This window comes from Hankyongella ginsenosidimutans (assembly GCF_005144965.1).
In the GTDB taxonomy this organism is placed as follows: Bacteria; Pseudomonadota; Alphaproteobacteria; order Sphingomonadales; family Sphingomonadaceae; genus Hankyongella; species Hankyongella ginsenosidimutans.
Map to the genome: position 1 here is coordinate 2204499 of NZ_CP039704.1, position 25347 is coordinate 2229845.

Genomic DNA, 25347 nt, shown 5'->3' on the forward strand with positions numbered 1-25347 from the left:
GACGATCCATGCCTGTTGATGTGAAATATTCCACCAAAGCGACCGCGACCGGCGGCCGCGATGGCACAACACGCTCCGAGGACGGGAAGGTCGACCTCAAGCTGTCGACCCCGAAAGAGCTGGGCGGGGCAGGCGGCGAGGGCGCCAACCCCGAGCAGCTTTTCGCAGCCGGTTATTCCGCTTGCTTCATCGGTGCGCTGAAGGCGGCGGGCATGCAGTTGAAATTGAAAGTGCCGGCCGAGACCCGGGTCACGGCGACGGTCGGCATCGGGCCACGCTCGGAAGGCGGTTATGGTATCACGGCTGAACTGGCGGTGGACATACCCGGCATCGAGCGCGCCGACGCGGAAAAGCTGGTCGAGCTGGCGCACCAGATCTGCCCCTATTCCAACGCCACACGCAACAACGTGGATGTCGGGATCGCGATCGTCTGAGCTGAGGGTGGGGCGCTTCAGGCCGCCTGCCACACTCGACGAAGAGAAGGCTAGGCAAGTGCCCGTCCAACCGACATAAGCCTGCGCAAACAAACAGGAGTCGGGGACAGTGCTGGGACGTCTGAACCATGTCGGGGTGGCGACACCCTCCATCGAACAATCAATCGCGCTCTACCGCGAGATGCTTGGCGCAACGCTGGTCCGGACGCCGTTCGATCTGCCGGCGCAGGGCGTGCGCGTGTGTTTCATCGATACGCCGAACAGCCAGATCGAGCTGATCGAGCCGCTGGGCGATGCGTCGCCGCTGCATGGGTTCCTGGCCAAGAACCCGCAAGGCGGGCAGCATCACCTGTGCTTTGAAGTGCCGGACATCGAAGCCGCCGCCGCCGACATGGCCGCCAAGGGCCAAGGTGCTGGGGCCGCCGCGCATCGGCGCGCACGGCACGCCGGTGATTTTCGTGCATCCGCGCGATATGGGCGGGGTGCTGGTCGAACTGATGGAAACGCCGAAGGAGGCCCACTGATGGCCGATCTCAAGGACTGGCAGGCGCTGGCCGCCAAGGAAACCAGGGGCGCGGACCTCACCTGGCCGACGCCTGAGGGCATTCAGGTCAAGCCGCTCTACACGGCAGACGATGTTGCGGGGCTCGACCCCGGCCTGCCGGGCTTTGCCCCGTTCACCCGCGGCGTGCGCGCCACCATGTATGCGGGCCGGCCCTGGACGATCCGGCAGTACGCCGGCTTCTCGACCGCTGAAGAATCGAACGCCTTCTACCGCCGCAATCTGGCCGCCGGGCAGAAAGGCCTCTCGGTCGCGTTCGATCTGGCGACCCACCGCGGCTACGACAGCGATCACCCGCGCGTGGTCGGCGACGTCGGCAAGGCCGGGGTCGCCATCGACACGGTCGAGGACATGAAGATCCTGTTCGACGGCATTCCGCTGGAATCGATGTCGGTCTCCATGACCATGAACGGCGCGGTGATTCCGGTGCTCGCCTTCTTCGTGGTGGCAGCCGAAGAGCAGGGGTGGCGCAGGCTGCGCTGGACGGCACCATCCAGAACGACATCCTCAAGGAGTTCATGGTCCGCAACACCTACATCTACCCGCCCGGACCCTCGATGCGGATCATCGCGGACATCATCGCCTACACCTCCGCCCACATGCCCAAGTTCAACTCGATCTCCATTTCCGGCTACCACATGCAGGAAGCCGGCGCGACGCAGGTGCAGGAGCTGGCTTTCACCATCGCGGACGGCGCGGAATATGTGCGCGCGGCACTGGCGCGCGGGCTGGATGTCGATGCATTCGCCGGGCGGCTGTCGTTCTTCTTCGGCATCGGCATGAACTTCTTCATGGAGGTCGCCAAGCTGCGCGCCGCGCGCCTGCTGTGGCACCGGGTGATGACCGGCTTCGGTGCGAAGGATGAACGCTCCAAGATGCTGCGCACCCACTGCCAGACCTCCGGCGTCTCCTTGACCGAGCAGGACCCTACAACAACGTCATCCGTACGACCCTGGAGGCGCTGGCCGCCGTTCTGGGCGGCACCCAGTCCCTGCATACCAACGCCTTCGACGAGGCGATCGCCCTGCCGACGGAGACATCAGCGCGCATCGCCCGCAACACCCAGCTGATCCTCGCCGAGGAAAGCGGCGTGACCAAGGTGGTCGATCCGCTTGGCGGTTCCTATTACGTCGAAGCGCTGACCAGGAGCTGGCCGACAAGGCCTGGGCGATCATCGAACGGGTCGAGGCGGAGGGCGGCATGGCGCGGGCGGTGGCGCATGGCTGGCCCAAGGCGATGATCGAGGAAGCATCCGCTGCGCGCGCGGCCCGGGTCGATACCGGCGCTGAAACCGTGGTTGGCGTCAACAAGTACCGGCTGGCGGACGAGCAGCCGGTCGACATCCTGGAGGTGGACAACGCGCGGGTACGCGAGGCGCAGATCGCCCGCATCAAGGCGGTGAAGGCCGCGCGCGACCCGGCAGCCGTCACGGCTGCACTCGATGCGCTGCGGGCTGGCGCGCGGGGCGACGCCAATCTGCTGGCGCTGGCGATTGATGCGGCGAGAGTACGGGCGACGCTGGGTGAAATCTCGGCGGCGCTGGAAGACGCGTTCGGCCGTTACGAGACCACGCCGAGCCCGGTCACGGGCATCTACGGCGCCGGGCTGCAGGACGATCCGCGCTGGCGCAGCGCCGGCGAGGGCGTTGCAGCAGTCGGGCGGCGGCTCGGGCGGGCACCGCGCCTGCTGGTCGCCAAGATGGGGCAGGACGGCCATGATCGCGGGGCCAACCTCGTCGCATCGGCGTTTACCGATCTTGGCTTCCAGGTCGTCTCCGGCCCGCTGTTCCAGACGCCCAAGGAAGCCGCTGACCTCGCCATCGCCGAAGATGTCGACGCGGTCGGAGCTTCAAGCCTGGCCGCCGGGCACAAGACCCTGATCCCGGAGCTGATCGGTCACTTGCGTGCTGCCGGGCGCAGCGACATCAAGGTGATCGCAGGCGGCGTCATCCCGGCGCAGGACTATGAGTTCCTGCGCGCCGCCGGGGTGCAGGCGATCTTCGGGCCGGGCACCAACCTCGCGGATGCCGCCTGCGACGTGCTGCGCCTGCTCGGCCACAACAGCCCGCCGGATACGGCGGAGGCAGCAGAATAGAGCGAGGGTCAGGGTATGCAGTTGAGCGCGGATAGTGCAGCGGTCGTGACCGGCGGGGCGTCAGGGCTGGGGAGGCGACAGCGCGCGCGCTGGCGGCGCGCGGAGTCAAGGTGGCCCTCTTCGACCTGAATGCGGAGGCGGGCCAGGCGGTCGCGGCGGAAATCGGCGGCGTTTTCTGCCCGGTGGACGTCACCGATGACACCAGCGTTGATGCCGGCTTTGCCCAGGCGCGCGCCGCGCACGGGCAGGAGCGCATACTGGTCAACTGTGCGGGCATCGCGCCGGGCGCCAAGACGGTCGGGCGCGACAAGGCGAGCGGAGCGGCGGTCCACCACCGGCTGGACCTGTTCCAGAAGACGATCGACATCAATCTGGTCGGCACGTTCCGGTGTCTGGCGAAATCGGCGCTCGGCATGGCAGGGCTTGACCCGGTCAATGCTGATGGCGAGCGCGGCGTGATCATCAACACCGCGTCGGTTGCAGCGCAGGACGGCCAGATCGGCCAGGCCGCCTATGCGGCATCCAAGGGCGGGATTGTCGGGCTGACCCTGCCGGTCGCGCGCGACCTGATGGGGAGGGCATTCGCGTCAACACCATCCTGCCCGGCATCATGGGCACGCCGATGATGGCCGGCATGCCGCAGGCCGTGCAGGACGCGCTGGCGGCATCCGTGCCGTTCCCCAAGCGTCTGGGCCAGCCGGCGGAGTTCGCCGGCCTCGCGCTGTTTTTGATCGAGACCACTTACATGAATGCCGGCCTAGTGCGCCTCGACGGCGCGATCCGCATGCCGCCGAAATAGGAGAACAGCCATGAGTTATGAGACCCTGCTGATCGAGACCCATGGGGCGGTGACCCTGATCCGCCTCAACCGCCCGCAGGCACTGAATGCGCTCAACAGCCTGGTGCTGGCCGAGTTGATCGCGGCGCTCGGCGCTTACGACGCGGACGACAGCCAGCGCTGCGCCGTGCTCACCGGCAGCGAGAGGCGTTCGCCGCCGGCGCCGACATCAAGGAGATGCAGGCGCTCGGCTTCTCGGAGATGTACGCGCACAACCATTTTATCGGCTGGGAGACGGTGACCCGCACCCGCAAGCCCTGGATTGCGGCGGTTGCCGGATTTGCGCTCGGCGGCGGTTGCGAAGTGGCGATGATGGCCGACTATATCATCGCGGCGGACACGGCGAAATTCGGCCAGCCGGAGATCAAGCTCGGCGTACTGCCCGGCATGGGCGGCTCCCAGCGGCTCGCGCGCGCGGTCGGCAAGGCCAAGGCGATGGACATGTGCCTGACCGGGCGCATGATGGGCGCGGAGGAGGCAGAGCGCGCCGGGCTGGTCGCGCGCATCGTCCCGGCTGCGGATCTGATCGCGGAGGCGCTGAAGGATGCGCAGGCGATCGCCGCCATGCCGCCGCTGGCCGCGCTTGCCAACAAGGAGGCGGTCAACGCTGCGTTCGAGACCACGCTGGCACTCGGCCTCCAGTTCGAGCGGCGGCTGTTCAACGGGCTGGCGGCCACCGCCGACAAGGCGGAGGGCATGACGGCGTTTGTCGAGAAGCGCCCCGGTGTCTGGACCGGGCGGTAACGGCACCGGCAAAAATAGGGGCCTGATTGGGTATCTCAGGCCCCTTGTCAGGTGGGGAAACTATTTGCAGGGCACCCGGGTCGGTGCCGTGATGTTCAGTTCGATCTTGTTCAGCGTCACCTGCATCGGACTGGCGGAGGTCAGGACGAACGGCGCGGTGATGGCCTTCATGTTCGCGCCGGCTTGCTCGAAGCATTTCAGCATCACGCCGATCGTGGTCCACTCGCCGGGCTGCACCTTGCGCAAAGCGTCGCCGACCGGAACGCTGGCCGAACAGCCTTCCCGCAACGCATGCTGAGAGTGGCATCGCCGCCTGGAGCGGCGTCAATCCGCGCGGTGATCTGCAGCATGATGTCGCCGTTGGACTCCCGGCTGAGATCGACCGGGTTCAGCCCGGCGATTTCAAGAGTGGTCGGTTCGCCGCCTTTCCAGGTGACGATGCGGGAGTCTTCCTGCGCCTTGTAATCGGTGGCGCGCACCGTGAGCAGGTTATCGCGTGTTGCGGCGGGTGCCGTCGTGATGCGCAGCAGTTGTTCCTTGTCGGTAGAGGCGACAAGCGACCAGGGCTGGATCGGTGCGCCCTTGTCGAGATAAACGCCGGGTGTCAGGTCCGCGAGTGACACGCCGGGGTCTTCCGGTAGGGTCACGAGATCGCCCTTGTCCTGGACAGTGAGGCCGAAGCGCAGCGGGAACAGCGGGTCGTAATTCGCCTGGCCGAAGTTGAGCGGGTCTGCCCGGCGGTGCGCGGCCACGAGCGGGACAGGCGGCCCCGGAAATCATAGGCTACCGACCCGTCCGGCCTGCGGAACAGCATGTCGGCGATGCCACCGCCTTCCGACCCCGGCAGCCAGGCCGCGACATAGGCGTCGGCCAGGTTCAGTTCACGGTTCTGCCAGAGCGGCCGCCCGGAGAGGAACACCGCCACGACCGGAATGCCCTGGGCCTTCAGCGCACGCATGGTCTCCAGATGCTCGCTGTGCGGCAGCGCCAGCACTTTGGTGTCGCCCTGGAACTCGGCATACGGCTGCTCGCCAAAGACGACGATCGCGGCATCCGGTTTTGCCCTGTAGCGGGCATCGCGGGAGCGTTCCGCGCTGCCGCCACCCGCCTTGACCGCCGCCTCGATGCCTTCCCAGATCGAGGTCGCGCCGGGGAAGTGCTTGCGTTCGACGCCGGTGCCCTGCCAGGTGAGGGTCCAGCCGCCCGATTGCTGCGCCAGATCGTCGGCACCTTCGCCGGTCACCAGAATGTGCGCCTTCGGTTTCAAGGGCAGCAACTGCCGTTGATTCTTCAGCAGCACCAGCGACTCCCGCACCGCCTGGCGGGCAAGCGCGCGGTGCTCGGGGCTGCCCAGCAGTTCGAACTTGCCGCCGAGCGCCCGCCTGGACGGCGCCGGCGCTTCGAACAGCCGCAGCCGCATCTTCACGCGCAGGATGCGCGCCACGGCATCGTTGAGCCGGCTCATGGGAATGGCACCCGATTTCACCTGCGCCAGCGTGCTCAGCCAGAGCGGCTTCCAGCTGTCCGGCGCCATGTACATGTCGAGACCGGCGTTTACGGCGCGCGGGCAGCTTTCGTTGGTGCAGCCTGCGATCTGACCATGGGCGTTCCAGTCGGAGACGGCAAAGCCCTGGAAATCCAGTCGGCCCTTCAGCACGTCGGTCATCAAACCTCTATGACCGGTGAGCTTCTCGCCGCGCCAGCTCGAGAAGGAGATCATGACCGACTGGCGCCGGCATTGATGGCGGGATAGTAACCCGCGCCGTGAACATCGCGCAGCGCTTCCTCGCTGGTGAGTGCGTCGCCCTGATCGCGCCCGCCGTCGGTGCCGCCGTCCGCGAGATAGTGCTTGGCGCTGGTCATCACATGGCGTTCGTCCAGGAACTCGCGCGTCCCGACTTTACCCTGCACGCCCTCGACGACGGCCGCAGAGAGGGCTGCGACTTCGGCCGGGTCTTCCGAGAAGCCTTCGTAGCTGCGACCCCAGCGATCGTCCTGCGGTACGGTCAGGGTCGGCGCGAAGGTCCACTCCATGCCGGTGGTGCGAACTTCGATCGCCGTCGCCGCGGAGATTTTGCGCACCAGGTCCGGATTGCGCCCGGCGCCAGCCCGATGTTGTGCGGGAAGATGGTGGCACCGACGACGTTCGCATGGCCGTGAACCGCGTCCGTACCCCAGATGATCGGTATGCCGGTGCGACCGCCGGTCCTGTCGACCGAGGCAGTCCAGAATTCGTCTGCGAGCTTCAGCCAGGCCGCGGGCGGTGCGAACTCATCGTCGTTTGGGGCCGAGTTGCCGCCATTCAGGATCGAGCCGATGTTGAAACGCCGCGCTTCCTCGGGCGTAATCGATTCGATGTCTGCCTGGATGATCTGCCCGACCTTTTCCTCAACGGTCATGCGCTTCAGCAGGTCTGCGATGCGCTGCTCCATCGCCGCGTCGGTAGCCAGGGGCCATTTGCCCTGCGGCCAGATCGTGGGATGAACCGGATTCTGATCTATGATGGCTGACTGTGCGGATGCTGCGCCGCAGTTGCCCTGACCCGCCAGCAGCGCTGCCAGCATGATCGTATGCAGCAACCGCCCTGCCGGACGCTGCGCAGCTGGTGTTTGCCGGACGGCGTCGCCATCGCGCAGGGCATGATCGGGGCGGGCCGCCGCTGCGGTTGGGTTCCTCACATAATCCTCCCACTGTTCTTATCTTGTTTCAGTATGGCGTCATTTGACACGATGTCATACTGTAATGTTAGCGCTCACTATAAGAGGCACGCCGGAAAAGCCAATTTGAAAAATTTAATTTTTGACGCTGGGATGCGTGACGACGACAATGATCCAGCCCATGAAGCCTGGCCACGCTCTCCGGAACAGGAACGCCTGCGATGACGGTCAATGATGCTCCAAATCACCGTCCTGTGCGCATCGCCGGTGTCGAGATGGGTGGCACGAAGTGTGTGTGCCTGCTCGGGTCCGGGCCGGATGCGATCGAGGAGGTGGTGCGCATCCCGACAACGCAGCCGGCTCAAACCCTGGCTGCGATCGAGGACGTGCTGACGAACTGGCGCGAGGATGGCCCCGGCTTCGACGCGATCGGTGTTGCAGCATTCGGCCCGCTTGACCTTGATCCGCAGTCTGCGAGCTATGGCTCCATCACCACCACCAGCAAGCATGGCTGGCGCGATACGCCGGTCGCACCGCGCCTGGCTGCCAAGTTTGATGTGCCTGTCGGTTTCACGACGGACACCATCGGCGCCGCCCTGGCGGAAGGCCGGTGGGGCGCGGCCGTCGGCTTGCGCGACTACGTCTACATCACGGTCGGGACCGGGGTTGGCGCGGGAATCGTCGTCAACGGGCGGCCGGCGCTCGGCCTCAGTCATCCGGAACTCGGCCACCTGCGCATTCCGCGCCTCACTGGCGACGATTGGCCGGGAAGCTGCCCTTACCATGGCGACTGCGTGGAGGGCCTGGCCTCCGGATCGGCCATCGAGGCCCGGCTTGGGTATCAAGGCGCCGAAGTCGATGCGGATCATCCGGTCTGGGATGGCGTTGCGCATGCGCTGGCCATGATGCTGCATGCCGTAGTGCTGACTGTGATGCCGCAACGGATCATCATGGGCGGCAGTGTCATGCTGGGGCAGCGGCATCTCTACGCCCGGGTTACGAAAAACTGCGGATCAGTCTGGCTGGCTACGTCGCGGCGCCGGCAATTGCCGACGGACTGGATCGCTGCATCACGCCGCCGGGCCTTGGCGATATGGCCGGGCCGCTCGGCGCCTTCGCTGTCGCGCTCGAGACGATATGCGCGGGAAGGTCCTGAACGATGGCGCTTTCTAACATTGTTTTTGATTGGCGTCTGATCCCGTTCGTCGGCTATCGATTGTATCGACGATCCAGATCACGCCATCAGGTGCGGTCGCGTGGCGCTGCATGGGGCGGGGGATAAAAACATAGAAATGATGCAGCAATGCTAGAGGATGGCCTCGACGAGCAGCCCGGCGGGAAGGGCAGTGGTATCGATCCCTCGCTTTCCGGGACGAACCTCGAGCGTGCCGGTGACCACAACCTTCGGGTGACGTTGCATGCCGTTCGCGCAAATGCCGGCATCACGCGCCCGGAGCTGGTCGATATCACCGGCCTTACTGCGCCGGCGATCGCCAACATTACCCGCCGGCTGCTGGTTGACGGCCTGATTGTCGAGGCTGGTCGCAAGCGCGGTGCGCGCGGTCAGCCGGCAACACGGCTGGCCATCAACCCGGAGTGCTATTTCTCGATCGGCGTCAACATCGATCGCGACCATTGCACGGTGGTCCTGCTCGATTTCGAGGGCAACCTGCGCGGCCGCTTGAGCGTGGAGATCGCCTATGCGCTGCCGGATGACGTCGCGGCGATCTATCGAAAGGCTTTGCAGCAGTTTTCCCGGCTGTCGTTCTTCGATCCGGCGCGCATCATCGGCGTCGGCGTCTGCCGCCCGGACAACATCGATCGCCTGGCGGTGTCCAACCCGCCGCCCGGCTACGAGCAATGGGCGGATGTCTCGTTCGACGAGATGTTCTGTACCCATGCGCACTGGCCGGTGTTTGTCGAAAACGACGCCTCGGCTGCCGCCATGGGCGAAATGCATTTCGGGCTGGGGCGCCGCTATCTGAGTTTCCTGTACATCCTCGTGACGGCGGGGCTGGGCAGCGGGGTAATCGTCGACGGCGATTACTATCATGGCGCCACCGGGCGCAGCGGCGAACTGGGCTGGCTGCCGGTTGCTGCAGAGCATGGCGGCACCTGCCAGCTGCAGGACATTGTCTCGGTCTATGCGCTGTACCGTTTTCTCGCCCGGCAGGGCATAGCGGCTGAAACGCCGGATGATATCGCCAGGCTGAACCCTGCGATCCTCGATGGCTGGGTCGCGCAGGCGGTGGAGGCTCTGGTCGGCCCTCTGGTGTCGGTCAATTGCCTGCTCAATCCGGAGGTGGTTCTGATCGGCGGACGCCTGCCGGCGGCGCTGATCGATGAAATCGCACGCCGGCTCAACGTCGCCCTGCAGGCGCGTGCTGGCACCCTGCCGGCCATTGCGCCTGTCGAGCGCGCGATCATGTCGGAGGATGCCCCGCAATGGGCGCTGGTATCCTGCCGTTCGCCCACCGCCTGCTGCCGATGCGCTCCGTGTTGCGCAAAACCGCGCAGGGGCGCGCTTAGACTCTGAGCGGCGTGCTGGCGTCGGCGATCCGGCCGGCGTCGAACGGGTGGCCGATCAGCGCGCGACCCTGCACGAAGTCGCGCGGCACGTTGATACTGGTGACCGCGCAGACCAGGCCCTTGCGCCCATACACCGCCGAGAATGCCCGGCCGGCAGGGTCGCCACGCAGGACGAAGGCGTCGTAGCCGGGGACAAGCCCCACGGTCTGCAGCTTGAGGTCATACTGGTGTGACCAGAACCAGGGAATGCTGTCATAGTGCGCCGGGCTCCCGGTGAGCAGCCTGGCGACCGTCTGCGCCTGATCGTGTGCATTCTGGACGCTCTCGAGGCGGATCGCCGCGCCGTCGGCAAAGCGGTTGGCATGCAGGGCACAATCGCCGATCGCAAAGACATCCGGCAGGCTGGTCCGGCAGCCATCGTCCACCGCCACGCCGTCGCCACCATGCGCACCGGCGGCCAGCAGTGGTGCGACCGACGGCACGATGCCGATACCGACCAGAACCAGATCGGCAGGCAGCCGCGCACCGCCGTGCAGATGGACCGCGCCGGCGCGTCTCCCGACCTCTTCGATCCCCGTCACTTGGGCGTCGAGGCGGAAGGTCACGCCATGCGCTTCATGCGCGCGCTGCAGAAAGGCGCTGAGCGGGGGCGGCAATCCGCGCGAGCAGCCGGTCCTGCACTTCGACTACCGTGACCACCATGCCGCGTGACGTGAACACCGCCGCCGCCTCAAGCCCGATGTAGCCGCCGCCGATGATGACAGCCCGGCGCGCCGCTGAGATCTGTGCGTGCAGCCTGTCGGCATCGGCACGGGTGCGCAGCACATGCACGCCCGGCAGCTCGGCGCCAGGGCAGGCGAGGGGACGCGGCGTGCCGCCTGCCGCCCACACCAGGGTGCCGTAGCGCAAGGACCGGCCATCGGCCGCGCGCACCGCGCGCACTACCGGATCGACCGCTATAATCCGGCAGTTGCGATGCAGGGCGATTTGCCGCTCCGGCCAGAACGCTTCCGGGCGGAACAGCAGCCGCTCGAACGGTTTTTCGCCGGCCAGATACTCTTTGGACAGCGGCGGCCGCTCATAGGGCAGGTCCGGCTCCTCGGTCACCAGACCGATGCTGCCGGCGAATTTCAGCTGGCGCAGCTGGATCGCGGCTTGCGCCCCGGCATGACCCGCGCCGACGATGAGGACATCATGATGCATGTCTGAGCGAGAGCATAGGAAGCCGTGTGCACGCAAGATGGTGCGCATAGAGGGAATGGGCAAATATCTCGTGTCGCACAATGGAAGTTCGCCACACGATGATATCTATCGGGCGTGATAACCTCGATTCTAGACAATGACAACGCTGGCGTGCGGTGAATCGGGCGCACGAGGCAATAAGTCGACGCAGAGTTTTTCTGTAGATAATTCAAAGGTATATCTTGAATTATTGCTTTGGGTGAAGTAAGCGGTCAGTCGATTTCCGGAGACAGGCATGAGGCTCAACTGCTCGGACCAGCTCTGGTTTTCATGAAACGACAGGGGCACGTCAGCATGAACAAGTGGTATTCGCGGCAGCGTTTGCTGGCGCAGATGTTGGCTGCCAGCGCAGCCGTGGTTGGGCCGGCTTGCGCGCAATCCGGCCCGCCCGCTGACCTGGGTGTTGCGCGCGTGCCCAGCAGCGGCCAGACCCTGTGTATTGGTACCTGCACCACCCCGGGCGATTTCACTGTTCGAAACCCCGGGGTGGAACCTATGGTTCTGTCTTTGTCGATGTTAACCTTCCTGTCTTCCCTATTTTATCGCGCAGAAACCCTCAATCCCTCGCCGACCGGGATACGATCGTCCTCGACGGCGCGGGGTCAGTGACGTCGCCCTTGGTGGCGTTTGAAGTGCGCAAGACCGGGCCGGGCGAGCAGCGCATCGATACCGACCTCGACACCTACCGGCTGGATATCCGACAGGGGCTGTGCGATTGACCCTCGACCGCTCGATTATCGTAGACGACTATCGCATCACCGGCGACTTGGTCTTGGACAGCCCCGGCATTGCTTATGATGAGGCCGCAAGCCGACTGCAGATTGCCGGTAGCGGCACCGGGCGTATTGTGAAGGAAGGCCTTGGGGCGCTCCGCCTGACGTTGATCGAGGGCGAGGATGCAGTGCCGTTCACAGGCCAACTCGTGGTGCGCGAAGGCTTGGTACATTTATTTAATATCTCGACACAATTTATTAATTTCAGTCAGGGCGGTACGCCCCTCGATGTGGAGGTCGCTGCTGGGGCAGGCGCGATCTTGAATGGACCGGTCCGCAACCTGACCGGCAGCGGAACTGTGCAGGTGGATAACCTCACCTTCATGAGCAATGGCGGGCAAACGCGGGTGACAACCCGGCTCATCGGTGGTGCCGCCCCGATGGAACGCCCCTGGGCCAGACCGTCTCGATCGCGGCGGGAGCCGATGTCGTTTTGATCAGATGAACAGTTATGCAGGGCCCACGATCATCGCGGGGCAATTGACCGCTGGTGCAGTCGGTGCCTTGCCGGCCCAGAGTATTGCCGAGATCCGCGACGGCGGCCAGTTGATCGTGGCGGCGAACCAATCCTTGCGACTGCTCACCGGCGGGACTTCGGCGCGGCTGCGGGTAGAGGCGGGGTCCGAATTGCGCGTTGCAGGGTTCGGTAATGGTTTCGACTTTATCGGGACTATTGCCGGCGGCGGGCAGCTGCGTCTGGTTAATGACAGCACGGTGCCGGTGCCATACTTTCCACGCTTTGCCGTCGCTGACGTCGTGGCGGATGGGCAAACCCGGCTGCAATTGATCGAGGCCGGCCGCTACGAGACGCAGTTTCGGCTGTCGCCCGGCACGCAGTTGACCGCTGCGTCAGGCAGCAGCGTGCGCGCGCTCAGGGGTCAGGGCGCGTGGACTTGGGCACGAACCTGCTGAGCGTGGATCAATTTGATATGGAGGCTGGCGGCATATTGGCCGTCACCCTAACCCCGACGAACAACGGCGCGCTCTACATTACGCAAGGCGGTACGATCAACGGCACCCTTGAGGTTACGTTGACTCCGGATACGCTGTACCGTGTCGACACCGAATGGGACCTGCTGCTGTCGGACGTTGCACTGGCGGGGACACCGCAGCTGCAGGTTCCCGACTTAGGCGCAGTTTTGGGCTTGAGGGCGGCTTTCGCGCTGACCGTAAGGCTTACACGGTGGCGCTCCGCGCGCTGAGTTTTGTCAAACCCTCGAGCAAACCCGGATCGAGCAGTCGATCGCCCGAAGTCTGGACGAGATTCAGCGACAAGCCGTTCGACCCGCCTGGTTCGACGCCCTGCAAGCGGCGCGGCAGAACCCGCAACTGGTGGCCGCGAGCTTGTCCGAAGCCGATCCTGCCCCGTTTGGCGATTTCCAGGTCCATGCACTGGATGCAGCGCAGCTGTTCACCAACGCGGTTGCACAGCGCCCGGTCTCGTCGACGGATACGGCAGAGGGAAAGCGTGCGGCCAGGTCTGGGCGCGGGGTATCGGCCTGTGGGGAAGCAGCGGCAATGCGCGTCAGACCGACGTATCGGGCGTGGCCGGCGGCTTCAGCTTGACGCTCGGTCATTTGGGCGAAGCGGGTATTGCTGCTGGCTATATGGATGCCAGTTTGCGTGCGCCTGGCAGCACGGACACCGATGGCACGATGAGCACCGTCAGCGTCAGCGGCTTCGGGCGCATTACCGTCGCCCGGGTGGTGATCGATGCGCTGGTCGGATACCAGGACGGCAAGGCACGGGAGTTTGTTCGCGGGGTTGGCGAGCGGCGTGGCAAGCCTGATACGCAAAGCTGGTTTGCAGATTTTGGTGTGGGCCTGCCGCTGGCCAGCGGGTCTTGGCAGTGGCTCCCAAGGCTGGGCCTGCGCTATGCAGCGACCAAATTGCCGAACTTCACCGACAGCGGCGGTCTGATTGGTCCGGCGACCATCCGTGCGGACCGCCTGAACGCCACCTACTTTACAGCCGGTTTGCGCACCCAGTGGCGGCCCGGCAGCCCAACCAGCAGCATGCATGTTTTGCCGATGCCAAGCTGGAGCAATCGCTCGACACGATCAAAGTGCGTTTGCAGGGGCAATTGGAAGGCAGCACATTAGCTTTTGCCGCACCCGTCGATCGCGTGGGAACAACTCAAGGCATAGTGGCCGCCGGAGTTGCCGGACGCTTCGGGCCGGTCATCCTGGAACTCGGGTATCAGGGTCAGTTGCGCACCGATGCCGCACGCCACGGTTTGAGCGGGATGATCGCGCTACCTTTCTAGTGTCTGGAACCGGAAATCCGGGGCACCCAATATCAAGCGCGGCTCGACGCTGGTCGCTATGCTGGACAATCCCGTGTTGAACCAATCAAGCCTCGGGGGCGGAAAGGATATGCAGAGAATCCTGTGCCTCCCTCCGACCTCGGTGCGAGAAGAGCGTTGACGGAGAAATTGCAGTGAAAAACTGCTGTGGATCGCAACTGTGATCGTCGCGTTTGTACTTGGAGCGGTCTGCGGGTGGCTTCTTCAGAAAGAGAACCTGGTGGATTCTTGTCTTGATGCGGGTGGGGGTTGGGAAACTGCAGGCTCATACTGCCAAGGTCTATAGCCTGGACCATATTCATCTGTATCTTGGTGACAGGTGCGATGATCCCATTGCGGACGGTGCGACTCGGTGGTGGCGTGAGCAGTGCCGCTGGTCGTGCGAACGATGAGTGTCGGCAAGTCCGCCGCACCAACAAGGATATCGCCCGTTTGGTCAAGCTTTCCCGGGAGGCGTCAGAAGTCATCGGCGCGATCCTCATGCCGGACAGCCGCAAATCCTGGCCGCAAAGCAGTTACTCGGCTCGGCCCAATCACAGAACCATATAAACGGGCTATCTTTTGATATTGAAAAGCAAAACAGATGGTGCCGGATGTCGGACTTGAACCAACGACCTACCGCTTACAAGGCGGTTGCTCTACCAGCTGAGCTAATCCGGCTCTTTTCAATTCATCAGACCGTGATTGCAATTGCAGACTGGTTCAATCTGAAGCGCTCAAGGTCTAGAATGGTCTAGATCGCCAGCAGCTATGACGCTGCGTTGAGGGGAAATCAACCGCTGAGCGGGGAAACGCTGCTGATGAGGCCTGCCTGCACCGGGCAGCCCACCTGCTGGACGATGCTGTGTCTCAGCTTGGCGAGCGCCTGCGCCTCCAATTGGCGTACCCGCTCCTTGGATATTCCCATGCGGTCCCCAGAGCTGCAAGCGTAAGACTGTCGTCACGCAGCATGCGGCTTTCAAGGATCGTGCGTTCGCGGGCGGTGAGCCGCGTCATTGCATCCTGCAGAACGGCGACGCGCACGGCGTCATCATGCTCGGTCTCGACCGCTTCATCCGGTTGCGGATCGTCTGCGGCGAGAAAATCCTGCCAGCTTCCTTCGCCGTCTTCTGTCATCGGCGCGTTGAGCGACCGGTCGCCGCCGGACAGCCGAGCCTCCATGGCCTCGACGTCGCGCGGCCGAACGCCCAGTTGCTCAGCAATCCGGGAGCGCATCACCGTGGACATTGGCCCTTCGTTTTCAAGGCCGGTATCGCCGGCGATCCGCGCGCGCATGCGCCGCAGGTTGAAGAACAGGCTCTTTTGCGCCGCCGTGGTGCCGGTGCGCACGATCGACCAGTTGCGCAGCACGTAATCCTGCATGGAGGCGCGCACCCACCAGGACGCATAGGTGGAAAAGCGCAGCGCGCGGTCGGGATCAAAACGTGCGGCTGCTTCCATCAAGCCGATGCAACCTTCCTGCACCAGGTCCGCCATTGGCAGGTTGTAGGCGCGAAAGCGCGCCGCCATCGCGATTACCAAACGCAGATAGGAGCGGATGAGCGTGGCCAGGGCCTTTTCGTCACGATCGTTGCGCCAGCGTCGCGCCAGATCCCATTCATGGGTGCTTTCCAGCATGGGGGCACGGGTTGCCGCGCGTGCGAGATCGGCGATGTCCGCATCGAATGGTCTGCGCGCCTGGCCCATGCGCACCTCCTGTACCCAGAGCCTGATCGGTTGAGGTTGAGGCGAGGTAGCATCAACCGATGCCGTGAATCAGGCTCGTTTCAAAGAATTAGACCATGATCGTTTCAGATCGATTCAATCTGAAACGATCATGGTCTCGTGGCCAATGTACGCAGGAAAGCGGTCAATCGATCGTTCGACAGTCATGAAATTCGCAACTCAACTCTATCGAAAAAGCGATCAGAGTTCGCCATGCGCCAGCAGGCCGGCGGTTTGAAACCAGGTCAAGGCGTCGCGTACGCCCTGAACGGCCGGCCGGGGCGGTAACCCAGCTTATCTTCGGCATGCTTGTGGCAGAAGAACATCTTCTTGCGCGCCAACCGCACCCCGTCGACCGTGGTGAGCGGCGGCTTGCCGGTGAGGGCGGCCAGACACTCCATCGCAATGGCGATCGGCAGCACCGCCATGGCAGGCAATTGCAGGCCAGGCGGCTGACGGCGGCAGAGCTGCGCGATGACGCTGAAAATTTCCCGCAGGCTGAGGTTCTCGCCGCCCAGGATATAGCGCTGCCCGATTTCGCCACGGTCGTGCGCCAGCAGGTGGCCGGCGGCGACGTCGTCGACATGGACGAGGTTAAGCCCGGTGTCGACGAACGCGGGAATGCGCCCGCGCGCGGCGTCCAGCACCATGCGGCCCGTAGGTGTCGGCTTGATGTCCCTGGGGCCGATCGGCGTCGAGGGATTGACGATGATGACCGGCGCGCCCTCCTGGCCTATCAGTGTCCGCACCGCTTCCTCGGCCAGATACTTCGACTGCTTGTAGGGGCCCATCATGTCCTGGAAGCAGACCGGCGTCGTCTCGTCGCCCAAGCTGCCATCCTTGGGAATGCCAAGGGTCGCAACACTACTGGTGTAGACGATGCGGCGCGCGCCGGCGTCGCAGGCGGCGCGGATCAGGTTGACCGTGCCCTCGACGTTGGTGCGATGCATCGCCTGCGCGTCGCGAACCCAAAGCCGATAGTCCGCCGCGACATGATAGACGCTGCTGACGCCGCTCGAGGCGGCGCGCAGGCTGGGATGGTCGTTCAGGTCGGCCTCGAACAGTTCGACATCCAGGCCTTGAAGATTGCGGCGGTCGGAATTCGGGCGGACCAGGGCGCGGACGCTCTCCCCACGCTCGAGCAGCTGTCGAACCACGCTCGAGCCGACAAATCCGGTACCGCCGGTAACGAGCGTAACCATGACGAGGCGTTTATCCTTCTATCCCGTGGCGGGGCAGGCGAGGGCAGGCCACGCCGGCAACCGTGTTATGCTTGGCCGCTGAGCGTTTTGGCCTGGTCGACCCAGTTTTCCCGCGTCACGCGCCCTTTGAAGTCGAGCTTGCCCTCGATCCAGGCGATCTGCGCCGGGGTCCAGGCCGCGATCTGCGCGAAGGTATAGATGCCGAGATCGTTCAGAAGTTTTAAAATCTTCGGGCCGACGCCTTTCAACTGGAGAAGATCGTCGGGTTTCGCGGGCGCCGTGTCCAGCAGGGGCGGGATGCCGGAGTCTGGCGCCGCCGTGGGCTTAACCGCCGCGTTCGGCCCAGACGGGGCGGCGGCCTTCGCCTTGGCTGGCGCGTTTGGCGTCGCTGGCGCTCCGGTTTCACCGCGACCTGCGGGGCAGCGGGCGGCTCGTCCTGCGTATCGTGAACCGGCATCGGCCAGGCGCCGACCGGGGTGTCCGCGTCGGTGCCCTTCATCCATGCCGGCATCCAGGGCCTGAAAAATCTCTTGGGGAACAGCGTGGGCGCGCTGTCGCGCGGGTCGACCTTGGGCATCATTCCGGTCATCTTGCCTACCGTTTCCTGCCATTTGTCGGAAGCGCTCTGCCAATACTGCATCTGCATCGCAGCTGCGCGCAGCCACCACGAGGCCATCTCGGAAAAGAGGGTCATCATACCCCATCCTTTTTCTGTTTCCGGCCACACAATAACAGCGGCGCAGGGCATGGGAAATATTTTCGTCAAGCCTGCGGCGGACGGGCGTCGATCGACAGGGCGTGGATCGGATTGCCCATCAAATCCGCGAGCAGGTCGAGCACCCGGCGCTGCCGGTCCAGGCGGCTGAGGGACGCGAACGCCGCTGAGACCACTGTGACCTGCAGGTGGGTCTCCACGCCTTCACGATAACCGCCGTGTCCGGCATGATGCGCGCTGTCGTCCTGGATTTCGAGATGCACAGGGTCCAGGGCCTCGCACAGCCTGCGTTCGATTTCCGTTGCGACTGGTCCCATGTGCGATAGCCCCCGGCGCGCGCCCATGAAGAGGATTGCGCATTGCAATTCCCTTATGGCAGCCACATGTGCTGCGTCCAGAGGCCCTCGTGAACAGCTCGTCCGATCCCCGCCGAAACGTAAGCCGGAACGGTTCCACGGCCGCGCCCGGTCCGCGCAGCCGGGCACCTGCGAATGGCCGGGCTGCACCCAGGCCGGAGAGTTCCGCGCCCCGAAATCCGCAACCCCGGAGCGCGATGGCTATCGCTGGTATTGCCTTGAGCATGTCCGTGACTTCAATGCCGGCTATAATTATTTCGAAGGGCTGGAGCCGGGGCGGCGCAGGCCGCGCGCCGGGGCCACCCGGGCTGGGAGCGCGGCACCCGCCCGTTCGCCCACAATGCCAGCGCCATGCATATCGATGATCCGATGGAGATTTTTGCCGGACAGCGCGGGTTTGGCGCGCGATACGCCGAACACCCGGGGCGGCGGGCAAGCCGCTCAGCCCGGAAGATCGGGCGAGCCTGCGCATCCTTGGCCTGACTGCGGACGCGACGCTCAAGGATATAAAGCTACGCTACAAGGATTTGGTCCGCAAACTGCACCCGGACGCCCATGGCGGCGACCGCAGGCACGAAGCGGCGTTGCGTCGCGTCATCGATGCCTATACGCATCTGGCGAAATCGCCTGCCTTTCTGTAACGCAGCATCCGAACTGCGCGATCTATCTCCGAAGGACGTTCCATGACCGCACCTGCCGCAAGCGCCATCTCCACGCCGGATATGACGGTGAGCGCCCGCGATGTCTTCGGGGTTGACGTCGACTGGCAGGTGCCGGCGTTCTCCGCCACCAGCGAGCATGTGCCGGAACGCGATGAAGCCTATGTGTTCGATCCGGATACGACGCTCGCTGTCCTCGCCGGCTTCACCTACAATCGCCGGGTGATGATCCAGGGCTATCACGGCACGGGAAAGTCGACCCACATCGAGCAGGTTGCAGCGCGCCTCAACTGGCCGTGCCTGCGGATCAACCTCGACAGCCACATCAGCAGGATCGACCTGGTCGGCAAGGATGCGATCGTCCTGCGCGAAGGGCAGCAGGTGACGGAGTTTCGCGAGGGCATTCTTCCCTGGGCATTGCAGAGCCCGACAGCGCTGGTGTTCGATGAATATGACGCCGGACGCCCGGATGTGATGTTCGTGATCCAGCGGGTGCTGGAAGTGGAGGGGCGGTTGACCCTGCTCGATCAGAGCCGCGTGATCCGGCCCAACCCTGGTTCCGGCTCTTCGCCACCTCGAACACGGTCGGGCTTGGCGATACGACGGGCCTCTATCACGGCACCCAGCAGATCAATCAGGGGCAGATGGATCGCTGGAACCTGGTCGTCACGCTCAACTATCTCCCGCATGAGACCGAATGCGGCATCGTGCTGGCGAAGTGCCCAACCTACGATACCGACGCTGGCCGCAAGACGGTGGCGGCCATGGTGCGCGTCGCGGATCTGACACGCCAGGGCTTCAAGGCTGGCGACATATCCACGGTCATGAGCCCGCGGACCGTGATCACCTGGGCGCAGAATGCACAGATTTTCGGCAATATCGGCTTTGCGTTCCGGGTTTCCTTCCTCAACAAATGCGATGAGGCGGAACGCGGCCTGGTGGCGGAATATTTCCAGCGCTGCTTTGGGGAAGACCTGCCCGAATCGATCGTCAGCCGGGCGCACAGAGCGGCGGCGGCGCGCGCCTGAAACCCTGCGTCACACCGCACGCGACCGGTTGCCGGCGGCCAGCACCAGGCCTAGCCGCTCGATGTTGATCGGTTTGCCGACATAGCCGGCAAAGCCCGCTGAATTGAGGTCGCGGTCGATCTCGAACCGGCTGTTCGCAGAGACGGCGTAAATCGGCGTCTCGGTATTGGGGTTTGGCCTTCCTGCACGAAGGCGATGACGTCGAAGCCGTCGATCTTGGGCATGCGCAGATCAAGCAGGACCAGATCGAACCGTTCCTGCTGCAACAAGCGGATCGCATCTTCTCCGGAGCCGGCAAGCACGACATCCTGGCCGAGTGCCTTGAGCAGCACGTTCATGACCATCTGGTTGGTCGGGTTGTCATCGACGGAGAGCACGCGCAGCTTGGGGACCGCCACGCGGATGTCCGCACTCTCCAGCGGATTTTTGCTCGCAGCCGCCTCGCTTGCGATCGTGACGGGCATCTTCAGTGTGAAGGCGCTGCCGATGCCGTAAGTGCTCTCGACGCTCAAGGTGCCGTTCATAAGCTGCATCAGTCGCTGCGACAGAGCCAGCCCCAGGCCGGTTCCCCGAACTGGAGGGAGCGATCGAGTGTTAGCTGCGCGAACGGCTGGAACAGCATGGGCTGCAGATAATCCTCAATGCCGATCCCTTGATCGCGCACCGTGACGGTCAGGTTGGCGCTGCCGTTCTTTGGCTCATCCAGAGTGAAAATCAGCCGGATCTCACCCTTGAGGCTGAATTTCACGGCGTTCGACAGGAGATTGCTGATCACCTGGGACAGCCGAAGGGAATCGGCGCTCAATTGCACATCCGCCGGGTAATGCCGCTCCGTGACAATAGAGAGCCCCTTGTTGGCGGCCTGCACCTGCCACAGCGCCGCCTGTTGGGTGGCGAAGTCATCCAACGCGAACGCTTTCGGCTCGATGCGAATATGTCCGGCTTCAATCTTGGAGTAGTTCATGAGATCCTGCAGGATATTCTGCAGGGTTTGCCCGCTTTCCTCGATAACCGCGCATTTTTCACGAACGGTGCGGCTGCTGGTCTCCAGTGCGATCGCCTGCGCAATCCCGAGGATGGCATTCAGCGGCGTGCGAATCTCGTGCCCCATGGTGGCAAGGAATGCACTTTGGCGCGATTGGCTGCCTGGGCTGCGTCGTTTGCTTTTGCAAGCTCCGCCTCTGTCTGCGCGCGTCGCTCGACCTCTGCCCCAGCTCGTCGTTGGCCCGCTGCAACAGGCTGGTCCGTTCGGCGACACGAGACTCAAGGCTGTCATTGAGGGTGCGCAGTTCCTCCTCAGCCATTCGGCGCTGCGCCACCTCCTGCTGCAGGCTGGCGTTCACGGACCGCAGGAGGGCCTGGCTTGGCAGCGCAACGATCTTCGGCAAAAGTGGCCAGAGCAGCAACGCGGTCGCCGTGGAGACAATGGCCGTCGCCGTCTTGATGATCGCTTCGATGCCATAATAGGGTGCCCAATTGACGATGATGCTCATGACGTGGGTCATGCCGCACAGCAGGATGAACAGGCTGAAGCAGTAAAAACAGGCCTGAATTCCCAGTCCTTACGAGTCGTGGCAACTTTGTAGATGGCGAACGGAATGCTGAAATAGGCGAGGGCGATCGCCGCGTCCGCTACGACATGCGTCCAGAGTAGTTCTTCGCGCCACAGGAAACAGGCACCATGGGGAAGTAGGCCCGGCGAACCAAGAAAATCCAGAATTCCGGCGGCCGATAGCTGAACGGTTGTCCACATTGGCGCTCTCCCAGGATTTTGATCGGTTGACGTTTTTCTTTGGACGGACATGGCGTCCGCCTGAAAAGCCCTCCAGACTAGGAACACAGACACTGAAGATAGGGTTTTGCCGCTCATTTGACGTTGTGCGGCGAATTCTTAAAGGTAACGCATACACAACCTAAATCTGTATTTGGTTAATTTCAAGCAAGTATGAGCGCCTTAGGCTGATTTTCTGGCCTCGTGTTGTGGAATCGAAGTTCGCCACCCGATGAAGACGGGCGGCCGCGCGCGCATTGATTCTAAAACAACACGAGAAACAATGGCTTATTAGCGTCCTTCTCGAATCTGAAACCCAACTGGGCGCGATGTTGACTGTAACGGAATTCAGATTCGGGCTACACAGGTCCGATTCCGGCATTTGAATGCCAACCTGCCTGCACCCGGCACTCAAATGTCAAATCCACGCCACGAGCCGGCGCAGGGGCTCACGGGAAGGCCACCGTCGCGTCGCAGCGCGGAAGCCGTAGAAAATCCCGTTGACGGCCCGGCCCCTGTCAATATAAGCCCGCGCACGTTCGTGGAGCGCTCCCCGGCGGTTGGCTAGGGCGTGCGCTTTTGCGTAACGGCAAAGCGCTGATTTTACTGGTTTTGGCCTGTTGGCGGGCTCGAAGTATGGGTCCGTCCGGCGTTTTGTATTTTGAACGCTCCGAGTCGTATGCCGCCCCGGTGAGGCTTGGCGTGCGGCGGTGTATAAAGCCTCGCTCGAGATGGCGCGGCGAAACGAGAAGGTCGACTGCGAATGCCTACGATTAACCAGTTGGTCCGCCACGGCCGCGCGCCGCAAAAGGCCCGCAACAAGGTGCCGGCCATGGAGGCTTGCCCGCAGAAGCGTGGTGTGTGCACGCGCGTCTACACCACGACCCCGAAGAAGCCGAACTCGGCGCTGCGCAAGGTCGCCAAGGTGCGTCTGACCAACGGCTTCGAAGTCATCGGCTACATCCCCGGCGAAGGCCATAACCTGCAGGAGCACTCGGTGGTGCTGATCCGCGGCGGCCGCGTGAAGGATTTGCCGGGCGTTCGCTACCACGTGCTGCGCGGCGTGCTCGACACGCAAGGCGTCAAGAATCGCAAGCAGAGCCGGTCCAAGTACGGCACCAAGCGGCCGAAGTAAGCGGTTTAACCGAGGAGAATAAGCAGTATGGCGCGTCGTCGTCGCCCTGAACGCCGTGAAGTCCTTCCTGATCCGCGCTTTGGCGATCAGGTTCTGACCCGGTTCATGAATGTCGTCATGCTCGACGGCAAGCGCTCGGTGGCGGAAGCCATCGTCTACGGTGCGCTCGAAAGCATCGAGGGCAAGCTGCGTCGCGAGCCGCTGCCGATTTTCCACGCTGCGCTCGACAACGTGCGCCCGGGGATCGAAGTGCGCTCGCGCCGGGTTGGTGGCGCCACCTATCAGGTGCCGGTGGAAGTGCGGGCGGACCGCGCCCAGGCGCTGGCGATCCGCTGGATCATCCAGGCGGCGCGCAACCGCTCGGAAAACACCATGTCGGCCCGCCTCTCGGCGGAACTGATTGACGCGTCGAACAATCGCGGTACAGCGGTCAAGAAGCGCGAGGACACCCATCGGATGGCGGAAGCCAACCGCGCCTTCTCGCACTATCGCTGGTAATTTCTTACACCGCCCGGAGTTATCTTATGGCCCGTACCACCCCGCTTGAGCGCTACCGCAACATCGGCATCATGGCGCACATCGATGCCGGCAAGACCACGACGACCGAGCGCATCCTTTATTATACGGGCAAGAGCCACAAGATCGGCGAAGTCCATGACGGCGCCGCCACCATGGACTGGATGGAGCAGGAGCAGGAGCGGGGATCACCATTACCTCGGCGGCGACCACCTGCTTCTGGAACGACCACCGCATCAACATCATCGACACCCCGGGTCACGTGGACTTCACCATTGAAGTCGAGCGCTCGCTGCGCGTGCTCGACGGCGCGGTCGCCGTGTTCGACTCGGTTGCCGGCGTCGAGCCGCAGTCCGAGACCGTGTGGCGTCAGGCCGACAAGTACCGCGTGCCGCGCATGTGCTTCATCAACAAGATGGACCGCATGGGTGCCAACTTCGAGCGCACCGTGCAGATGATCAAGGATCGCCTGGGCGCGCGTCCGGTGCTGATCGGCCTGCCGATCGGCGCGGAAAGCGACTTCAAGGGCATCATCGACGTGGTGAACAACCGCGCCATCGTGTGGCTGGAAGAGTCGCTCGGCGCCAAGTTCGAATACCAGGATATTCCGGCTGAGCTGAAGGACAAGGCAGCCGCCGCCCGCCAGGAAATGATCGAGATCATCGTCGAGCAGGACGAGGCGATCATGGAAGCTTACCTGGAAGGCAACGAGCCGGACATCGACACGATCAAGAAGCTGATCCGTCGTGGCACGATCGATTTCGCCTTCGTGCCGGTGCTGTGCGGTTCGGCGTTCAAGAACAAGGGCGTGCAGCCGATGCTCGACGCCGTTGTCGACTACCTGCCGAGCCCGCTCGACATTCCGCCGATGAAGGGCGTTCTGCCCAACGGCGATGAAAGCGAGCGCCTGGCCAGCGACGACGAGCCGTTCTCCGGTCTCGCCTTCAAGATCATGAACGACCCGTTCGTCGGCTCGCTCACCTTCGTCCGCCTTTATTCCGGCATTCTCGAGTCGGCGACCACGGTCACCAACTCGACCAAGGACAAGAAGGAAAAGATCGGCCGCATGCTGCTGATGCATGCCAACAGCCGGGAAGACATCAAGGAAGCGCGCGCGGGCGACATCGTCGCGATCGCCGGCCTGAAGGAAACCTTCACCGGGGATACGCTGTGCGCGAACCTGAAGCCGATCATCCTTGAGCGCATGGAATTCCCCGAGCCGGTCATCGAAGTGGCCGTCGAGCCGAAGACCAAGGCCGACCAGGAAAAGATGGGCCTGGCGCTCAACCGCCTGGCGCAGGAAGACCCGTCGTTCCGCGTGACCTCGGACGTCGAATCCGGTCAGACCATCATCAAGGGCATGGGCGAACTTCACCTGGAAATCATCGTTGACCGCATGCGGCGCGAGTTCAAGGTCGAGGCCAATGTCGGCGCGCCGCAGGTGGCGTACCGCGAGAGCCTGAAGAAGAAGGTCGAAGTCGACTACACTCACAAGAAGCAGTCGGGTGGCACCGGTCAGTTCGGTCGCGTCAAGATCGTGGTCGAGCCGGGTGAGCTGGGTTCGGGCATCCAGTTCAGGACGAGATCAAGGGTGGCGTCATTCCGAAGGAATTCATTCCGCCGATCGAGAAGGGCATCCGTGAAGTCGCCGCATCCGGCGCGCTCATCGGCTTCCCGATCATCGATTTCTCGGTCCGCCTGATCGACGGCGCGACCCACGACGTCGACTCGAGCGCCCTGGCGTTCGAAATTACCGGCCGCGGCGCGATGCGCGAAGTAGCCGAGAAGGCCGGCATCAAGCTGCTCGAGCCGATGATGAAGGTCGAGGTCGTGACGCCGGAAGAATTCATGGGCGACGTGATCGGCGATCTGAACAGCCGTCGCGGCCAGATTCAGGGCACCGACACCCGCGGCAACGCGCAGGTCATCATCGCCCTGGTTCCCCTGGCCAACATGTTCGGCTATGTGAACCAGCTTCGTGGCTTTACCCAGGGTCGGGCGCAGTACTCGATGCTGTTCAGCCACTACGAAGAAGTGCCGTCGAACGTGGCGGACGAAGTCAAGGCAAAGTTTGCTTAAACGA

23 protein-coding genes, 1 tRNA gene and 9 pseudogenes are annotated in these 25347 nt (G+C 63.7%); 16 read left to right on the plus strand and 17 right to left on the minus strand.

The window, feature by feature from the left end:
• Positions 1-8: 8 nt before the first annotated feature.
• From E6W36_RS12970 to E6W36_RS12990, 5 genes and pseudogenes are all read left to right on the plus strand, one after another.
• Entirely contained in the window at positions 9-434 is a 426-nt protein-coding gene (locus tag E6W36_RS12970; protein ID WP_222872860.1) for an organic hydroperoxide resistance protein, read from the plus strand.
• A 109-nt stretch (positions 435-543) separates the two neighbouring features.
• Positions 544-958: pseudogene (gene mce / locus E6W36_RS12975) on the plus strand (methylmalonyl-CoA epimerase).
• Positions 958-3090 (plus strand): annotated as a pseudogene (gene scpA / locus E6W36_RS12980) (methylmalonyl-CoA mutase). Before mce ends, scpA begins: the two co-directional pseudogenes overlap by 1 nt.
• Positions 3091-3105: 15 nt before the next feature.
• A pseudogene (locus tag E6W36_RS12985) lies at positions 3106-3889 on the plus strand (SDR family oxidoreductase).
• A gap of 10 nt (positions 3890-3899) precedes the next feature.
• Positions 3900-4672, plus strand: a pseudogene (locus E6W36_RS12990) (enoyl-CoA hydratase-related protein).
• Positions 4673-4732: 60 nt separating this feature from the next.
• Here E6W36_RS12990 and E6W36_RS23595 read toward each other — a convergent pair.
• The 3 genes and pseudogenes from E6W36_RS23595 to E6W36_RS23600 all read right to left on the minus strand — a co-directional run.
• Positions 4733-5424 (minus strand): annotated as a pseudogene (locus E6W36_RS23595) (putative glycoside hydrolase).
• Positions 5316-6137 carry a glycoside hydrolase family 3 protein gene (locus E6W36_RS13005; RefSeq protein WP_342776888.1) on the minus strand — a complete coding sequence of 274 codons (822 nt, stop codon included), beginning with the start codon at positions 6135-6137 and terminating at the stop codon, positions 5316-5318. Before E6W36_RS13005 ends, E6W36_RS23595 begins: the two are co-directional and overlap by 109 nt.
• An 18-nt stretch (positions 6138-6155) precedes the next feature.
• Positions 6156-7236 (minus strand): annotated as a pseudogene (locus E6W36_RS23600) (glycoside hydrolase family 3 protein); the annotation flags it as partial.
• 314 nt (positions 7237-7550) lie between these two features.
• Between E6W36_RS23600 and E6W36_RS13015 the strand changes: the two are divergent.
• Entirely contained in the window at positions 7551-8525 is a 975-nt protein-coding gene (locus E6W36_RS13015) for an ROK family protein (RefSeq protein ID WP_246047707.1), read from the plus strand.
• A gap of 107 nt (positions 8526-8632) precedes the next feature.
• Entirely contained in the window at positions 8633-9865 is a 1233-nt protein-coding gene (locus E6W36_RS13020) for an ROK family transcriptional regulator (protein ID WP_246047708.1), read from the plus strand.
• On the opposite strand, the gene E6W36_RS19340 is transcribed toward E6W36_RS13020, so the two are convergent.
• Both E6W36_RS19340 and E6W36_RS19345 read right to left on the minus strand, forming a co-directional pair.
• Positions 9855-10514: an oxidoreductase C-terminal domain-containing protein gene (locus E6W36_RS19340; RefSeq protein ID WP_246047709.1), complete on the minus strand. Its 660-nt coding sequence runs from the start codon at positions 10512-10514 to the stop codon at positions 9855-9857. The two genes, E6W36_RS13020 and E6W36_RS19340, sit on opposite strands and share 11 nt — an antisense overlap.
• A complete protein-coding gene (locus tag E6W36_RS19345) occupies positions 10474-11061 on the minus strand; it encodes an NAD(P)/FAD-dependent oxidoreductase (RefSeq protein WP_246047710.1) in 588 nt (195 codons plus the stop codon). Before E6W36_RS19345 ends, E6W36_RS19340 begins: the two co-directional genes overlap by 41 nt.
• Positions 11062-11815: 754 nt before the next feature.
• On the opposite strand from E6W36_RS19345, the gene E6W36_RS13030 reads away from it, so the two are divergent.
• Genes E6W36_RS13030 through E6W36_RS13040 form a run of 3 tightly spaced genes read left to right on the plus strand, consistent with a single transcriptional unit; the run spans position 11816 to position 13075 of the window.
• Positions 11816-12310, plus strand: coding sequence for a hypothetical protein (locus tag E6W36_RS13030; protein ID WP_222872864.1), 495 nt, complete (start codon positions 11816-11818; stop codon positions 12308-12310).
• Positions 12311-12314: 4 nt separating this feature from the next.
• Positions 12315-12785, plus strand: coding sequence for a hypothetical protein (locus E6W36_RS13035; RefSeq protein ID WP_222872865.1), 471 nt, complete (start codon positions 12315-12317; stop codon positions 12783-12785).
• A gap of 2 nt (positions 12786-12787) precedes the next feature.
• A complete protein-coding gene (locus tag E6W36_RS13040; protein ID WP_222872866.1) occupies positions 12788-13075 on the plus strand; it encodes a hypothetical protein in 288 nt (95 codons plus the stop codon).
• Here the strand turns inward: E6W36_RS13040 and E6W36_RS19350 are convergent.
• On the minus strand, positions 13050-13262 hold the full coding sequence (locus E6W36_RS19350) for a hypothetical protein (RefSeq protein WP_246048420.1): 213 nt from the start codon (positions 13260-13262) through the stop codon (positions 13050-13052). The genes E6W36_RS13040 and E6W36_RS19350 overlap by 26 nt on opposite strands.
• Between E6W36_RS19350 and E6W36_RS13045 the strand changes: the two genes are divergently transcribed.
• Positions 13163-13975, plus strand: coding sequence for an autotransporter outer membrane beta-barrel domain-containing protein (locus E6W36_RS13045; protein ID WP_281277550.1), 813 nt, complete (start codon positions 13163-13165; stop codon positions 13973-13975). The two genes, E6W36_RS19350 and E6W36_RS13045, sit on opposite strands and share 100 nt — an antisense overlap.
• Before the next feature lie 787 nt (positions 13976-14762).
• Here the strand turns inward: E6W36_RS13045 and E6W36_RS13050 are convergent.
• The 7 genes from E6W36_RS13050 to E6W36_RS13075 all read right to left on the minus strand — a co-directional run bounded on the left by E6W36_RS13050 (position 14763) and on the right by E6W36_RS13075 (position 18116).
• Positions 14763-14838, minus strand: a tRNA-Thr gene (locus E6W36_RS13050).
• A 112-nt stretch (positions 14839-14950) separates the two neighbouring features.
• On the minus strand, positions 14951-15085 hold the full coding sequence (locus tag E6W36_RS23605; protein ID WP_425459639.1) for a sigma factor-like helix-turn-helix DNA-binding protein: 135 nt from the start codon (positions 15083-15085) through the stop codon (positions 14951-14953).
• Positions 15028-15864 (minus strand): RNA polymerase factor sigma-32, encoded by an 837-nt coding sequence (locus E6W36_RS13055; protein ID WP_222872868.1) that lies wholly within the window; start codon positions 15862-15864, stop codon positions 15028-15030. The genes E6W36_RS23605 and E6W36_RS13055 overlap by 58 nt, the downstream gene beginning before the upstream one ends.
• Positions 15865-16127: 263 nt before the next feature.
• A complete protein-coding gene (gene hpnA / locus E6W36_RS13060; RefSeq protein ID WP_246047711.1) occupies positions 16128-17084 on the minus strand; it encodes a hopanoid-associated sugar epimerase in 957 nt (318 codons plus the stop codon).
• A 65-nt stretch (positions 17085-17149) separates the two neighbouring features.
• Positions 17150-17332, minus strand: a complete 183-nt coding sequence (locus E6W36_RS13065; protein WP_222872869.1) for a hypothetical protein — start codon at positions 17330-17332, stop codon at positions 17150-17152.
• Entirely contained in the window at positions 17329-17811 is a 483-nt protein-coding gene (locus E6W36_RS13070) for a hypothetical protein (protein WP_222872870.1), read from the minus strand. Before E6W36_RS13070 ends, E6W36_RS13065 begins: the two co-directional genes overlap by 4 nt.
• A gap of 35 nt (positions 17812-17846) precedes the next feature.
• Positions 17847-18116, minus strand: coding sequence for a BolA family protein (locus tag E6W36_RS13075; RefSeq protein WP_222872871.1), 270 nt, complete (start codon positions 18114-18116; stop codon positions 17847-17849).
• A 566-nt stretch (positions 18117-18682) separates the two neighbouring features.
• Between E6W36_RS13075 and E6W36_RS22275 the strand changes: the two genes are divergently transcribed.
• Positions 18683-18796 carry a hypothetical protein gene (locus E6W36_RS22275; protein WP_342776677.1) on the plus strand — a complete coding sequence of 38 codons (114 nt, stop codon included), beginning with the start codon at positions 18683-18685 and terminating at the stop codon, positions 18794-18796.
• A gap of 42 nt (positions 18797-18838) precedes the next feature.
• Positions 18839-19842 (plus strand): annotated as a pseudogene (gene cobS, locus E6W36_RS13085) (cobaltochelatase subunit CobS).
• A 50-nt stretch (positions 19843-19892) separates the two neighbouring features.
• Here the strand turns inward: cobS and E6W36_RS20895 are convergent.
• The 4 genes and pseudogenes from E6W36_RS20895 to E6W36_RS13100 all read right to left on the minus strand — a co-directional run bounded on the left by E6W36_RS20895 (position 19893) and on the right by E6W36_RS13100 (position 21595).
• A complete protein-coding gene (locus E6W36_RS20895) occupies positions 19893-20375 on the minus strand; it encodes an ATP-binding response regulator (protein ID WP_222872872.1) in 483 nt (160 codons plus the stop codon).
• The gene (locus E6W36_RS13095; RefSeq protein ID WP_281277337.1) at positions 20375-21118 is read right to left on the minus strand and encodes a sensor histidine kinase; all 744 of its coding nucleotides are present in this window, start codon (positions 21116-21118) and stop codon (positions 20375-20377) included. Before E6W36_RS13095 ends, E6W36_RS20895 begins: the two co-directional genes overlap by 1 nt.
• Positions 21119-21272: 154 nt before the next feature.
• A pseudogene (locus tag E6W36_RS23995) lies at positions 21273-21347 on the minus strand (hypothetical protein); the annotation flags it as partial.
• Positions 21344-21595, minus strand: coding sequence for a hypothetical protein (locus E6W36_RS13100; protein ID WP_222872874.1), 252 nt, complete (start codon positions 21593-21595; stop codon positions 21344-21346). The pseudogene E6W36_RS23995 and the gene E6W36_RS13100, both read right to left, overlap by 4 nt.
• Positions 21596-22376: 781 nt before the next feature.
• Here E6W36_RS13100 and rpsL point away from each other — a divergent pair.
• The 3 genes and pseudogenes from rpsL to fusA all read left to right on the plus strand — a co-directional run bounded on the left by rpsL (position 22377) and on the right by fusA (position 25343).
• The gene (gene rpsL, locus E6W36_RS13105) at positions 22377-22748 is read left to right on the plus strand and encodes a 30S ribosomal protein S12 (RefSeq protein WP_222872875.1); all 372 of its coding nucleotides are present in this window, start codon (positions 22377-22379) and stop codon (positions 22746-22748) included.
• A 27-nt stretch (positions 22749-22775) separates the two neighbouring features.
• Positions 22776-23246: a 30S ribosomal protein S7 gene (gene rpsG, locus E6W36_RS13110; RefSeq protein WP_222872876.1), complete on the plus strand. Its 471-nt coding sequence runs from the start codon at positions 22776-22778 to the stop codon at positions 23244-23246.
• A gap of 26 nt (positions 23247-23272) precedes the next feature.
• Positions 23273-25343: pseudogene (gene fusA, locus E6W36_RS13115) on the plus strand (elongation factor G).
• Positions 25344-25347 lie beyond the last annotated feature (4 nt).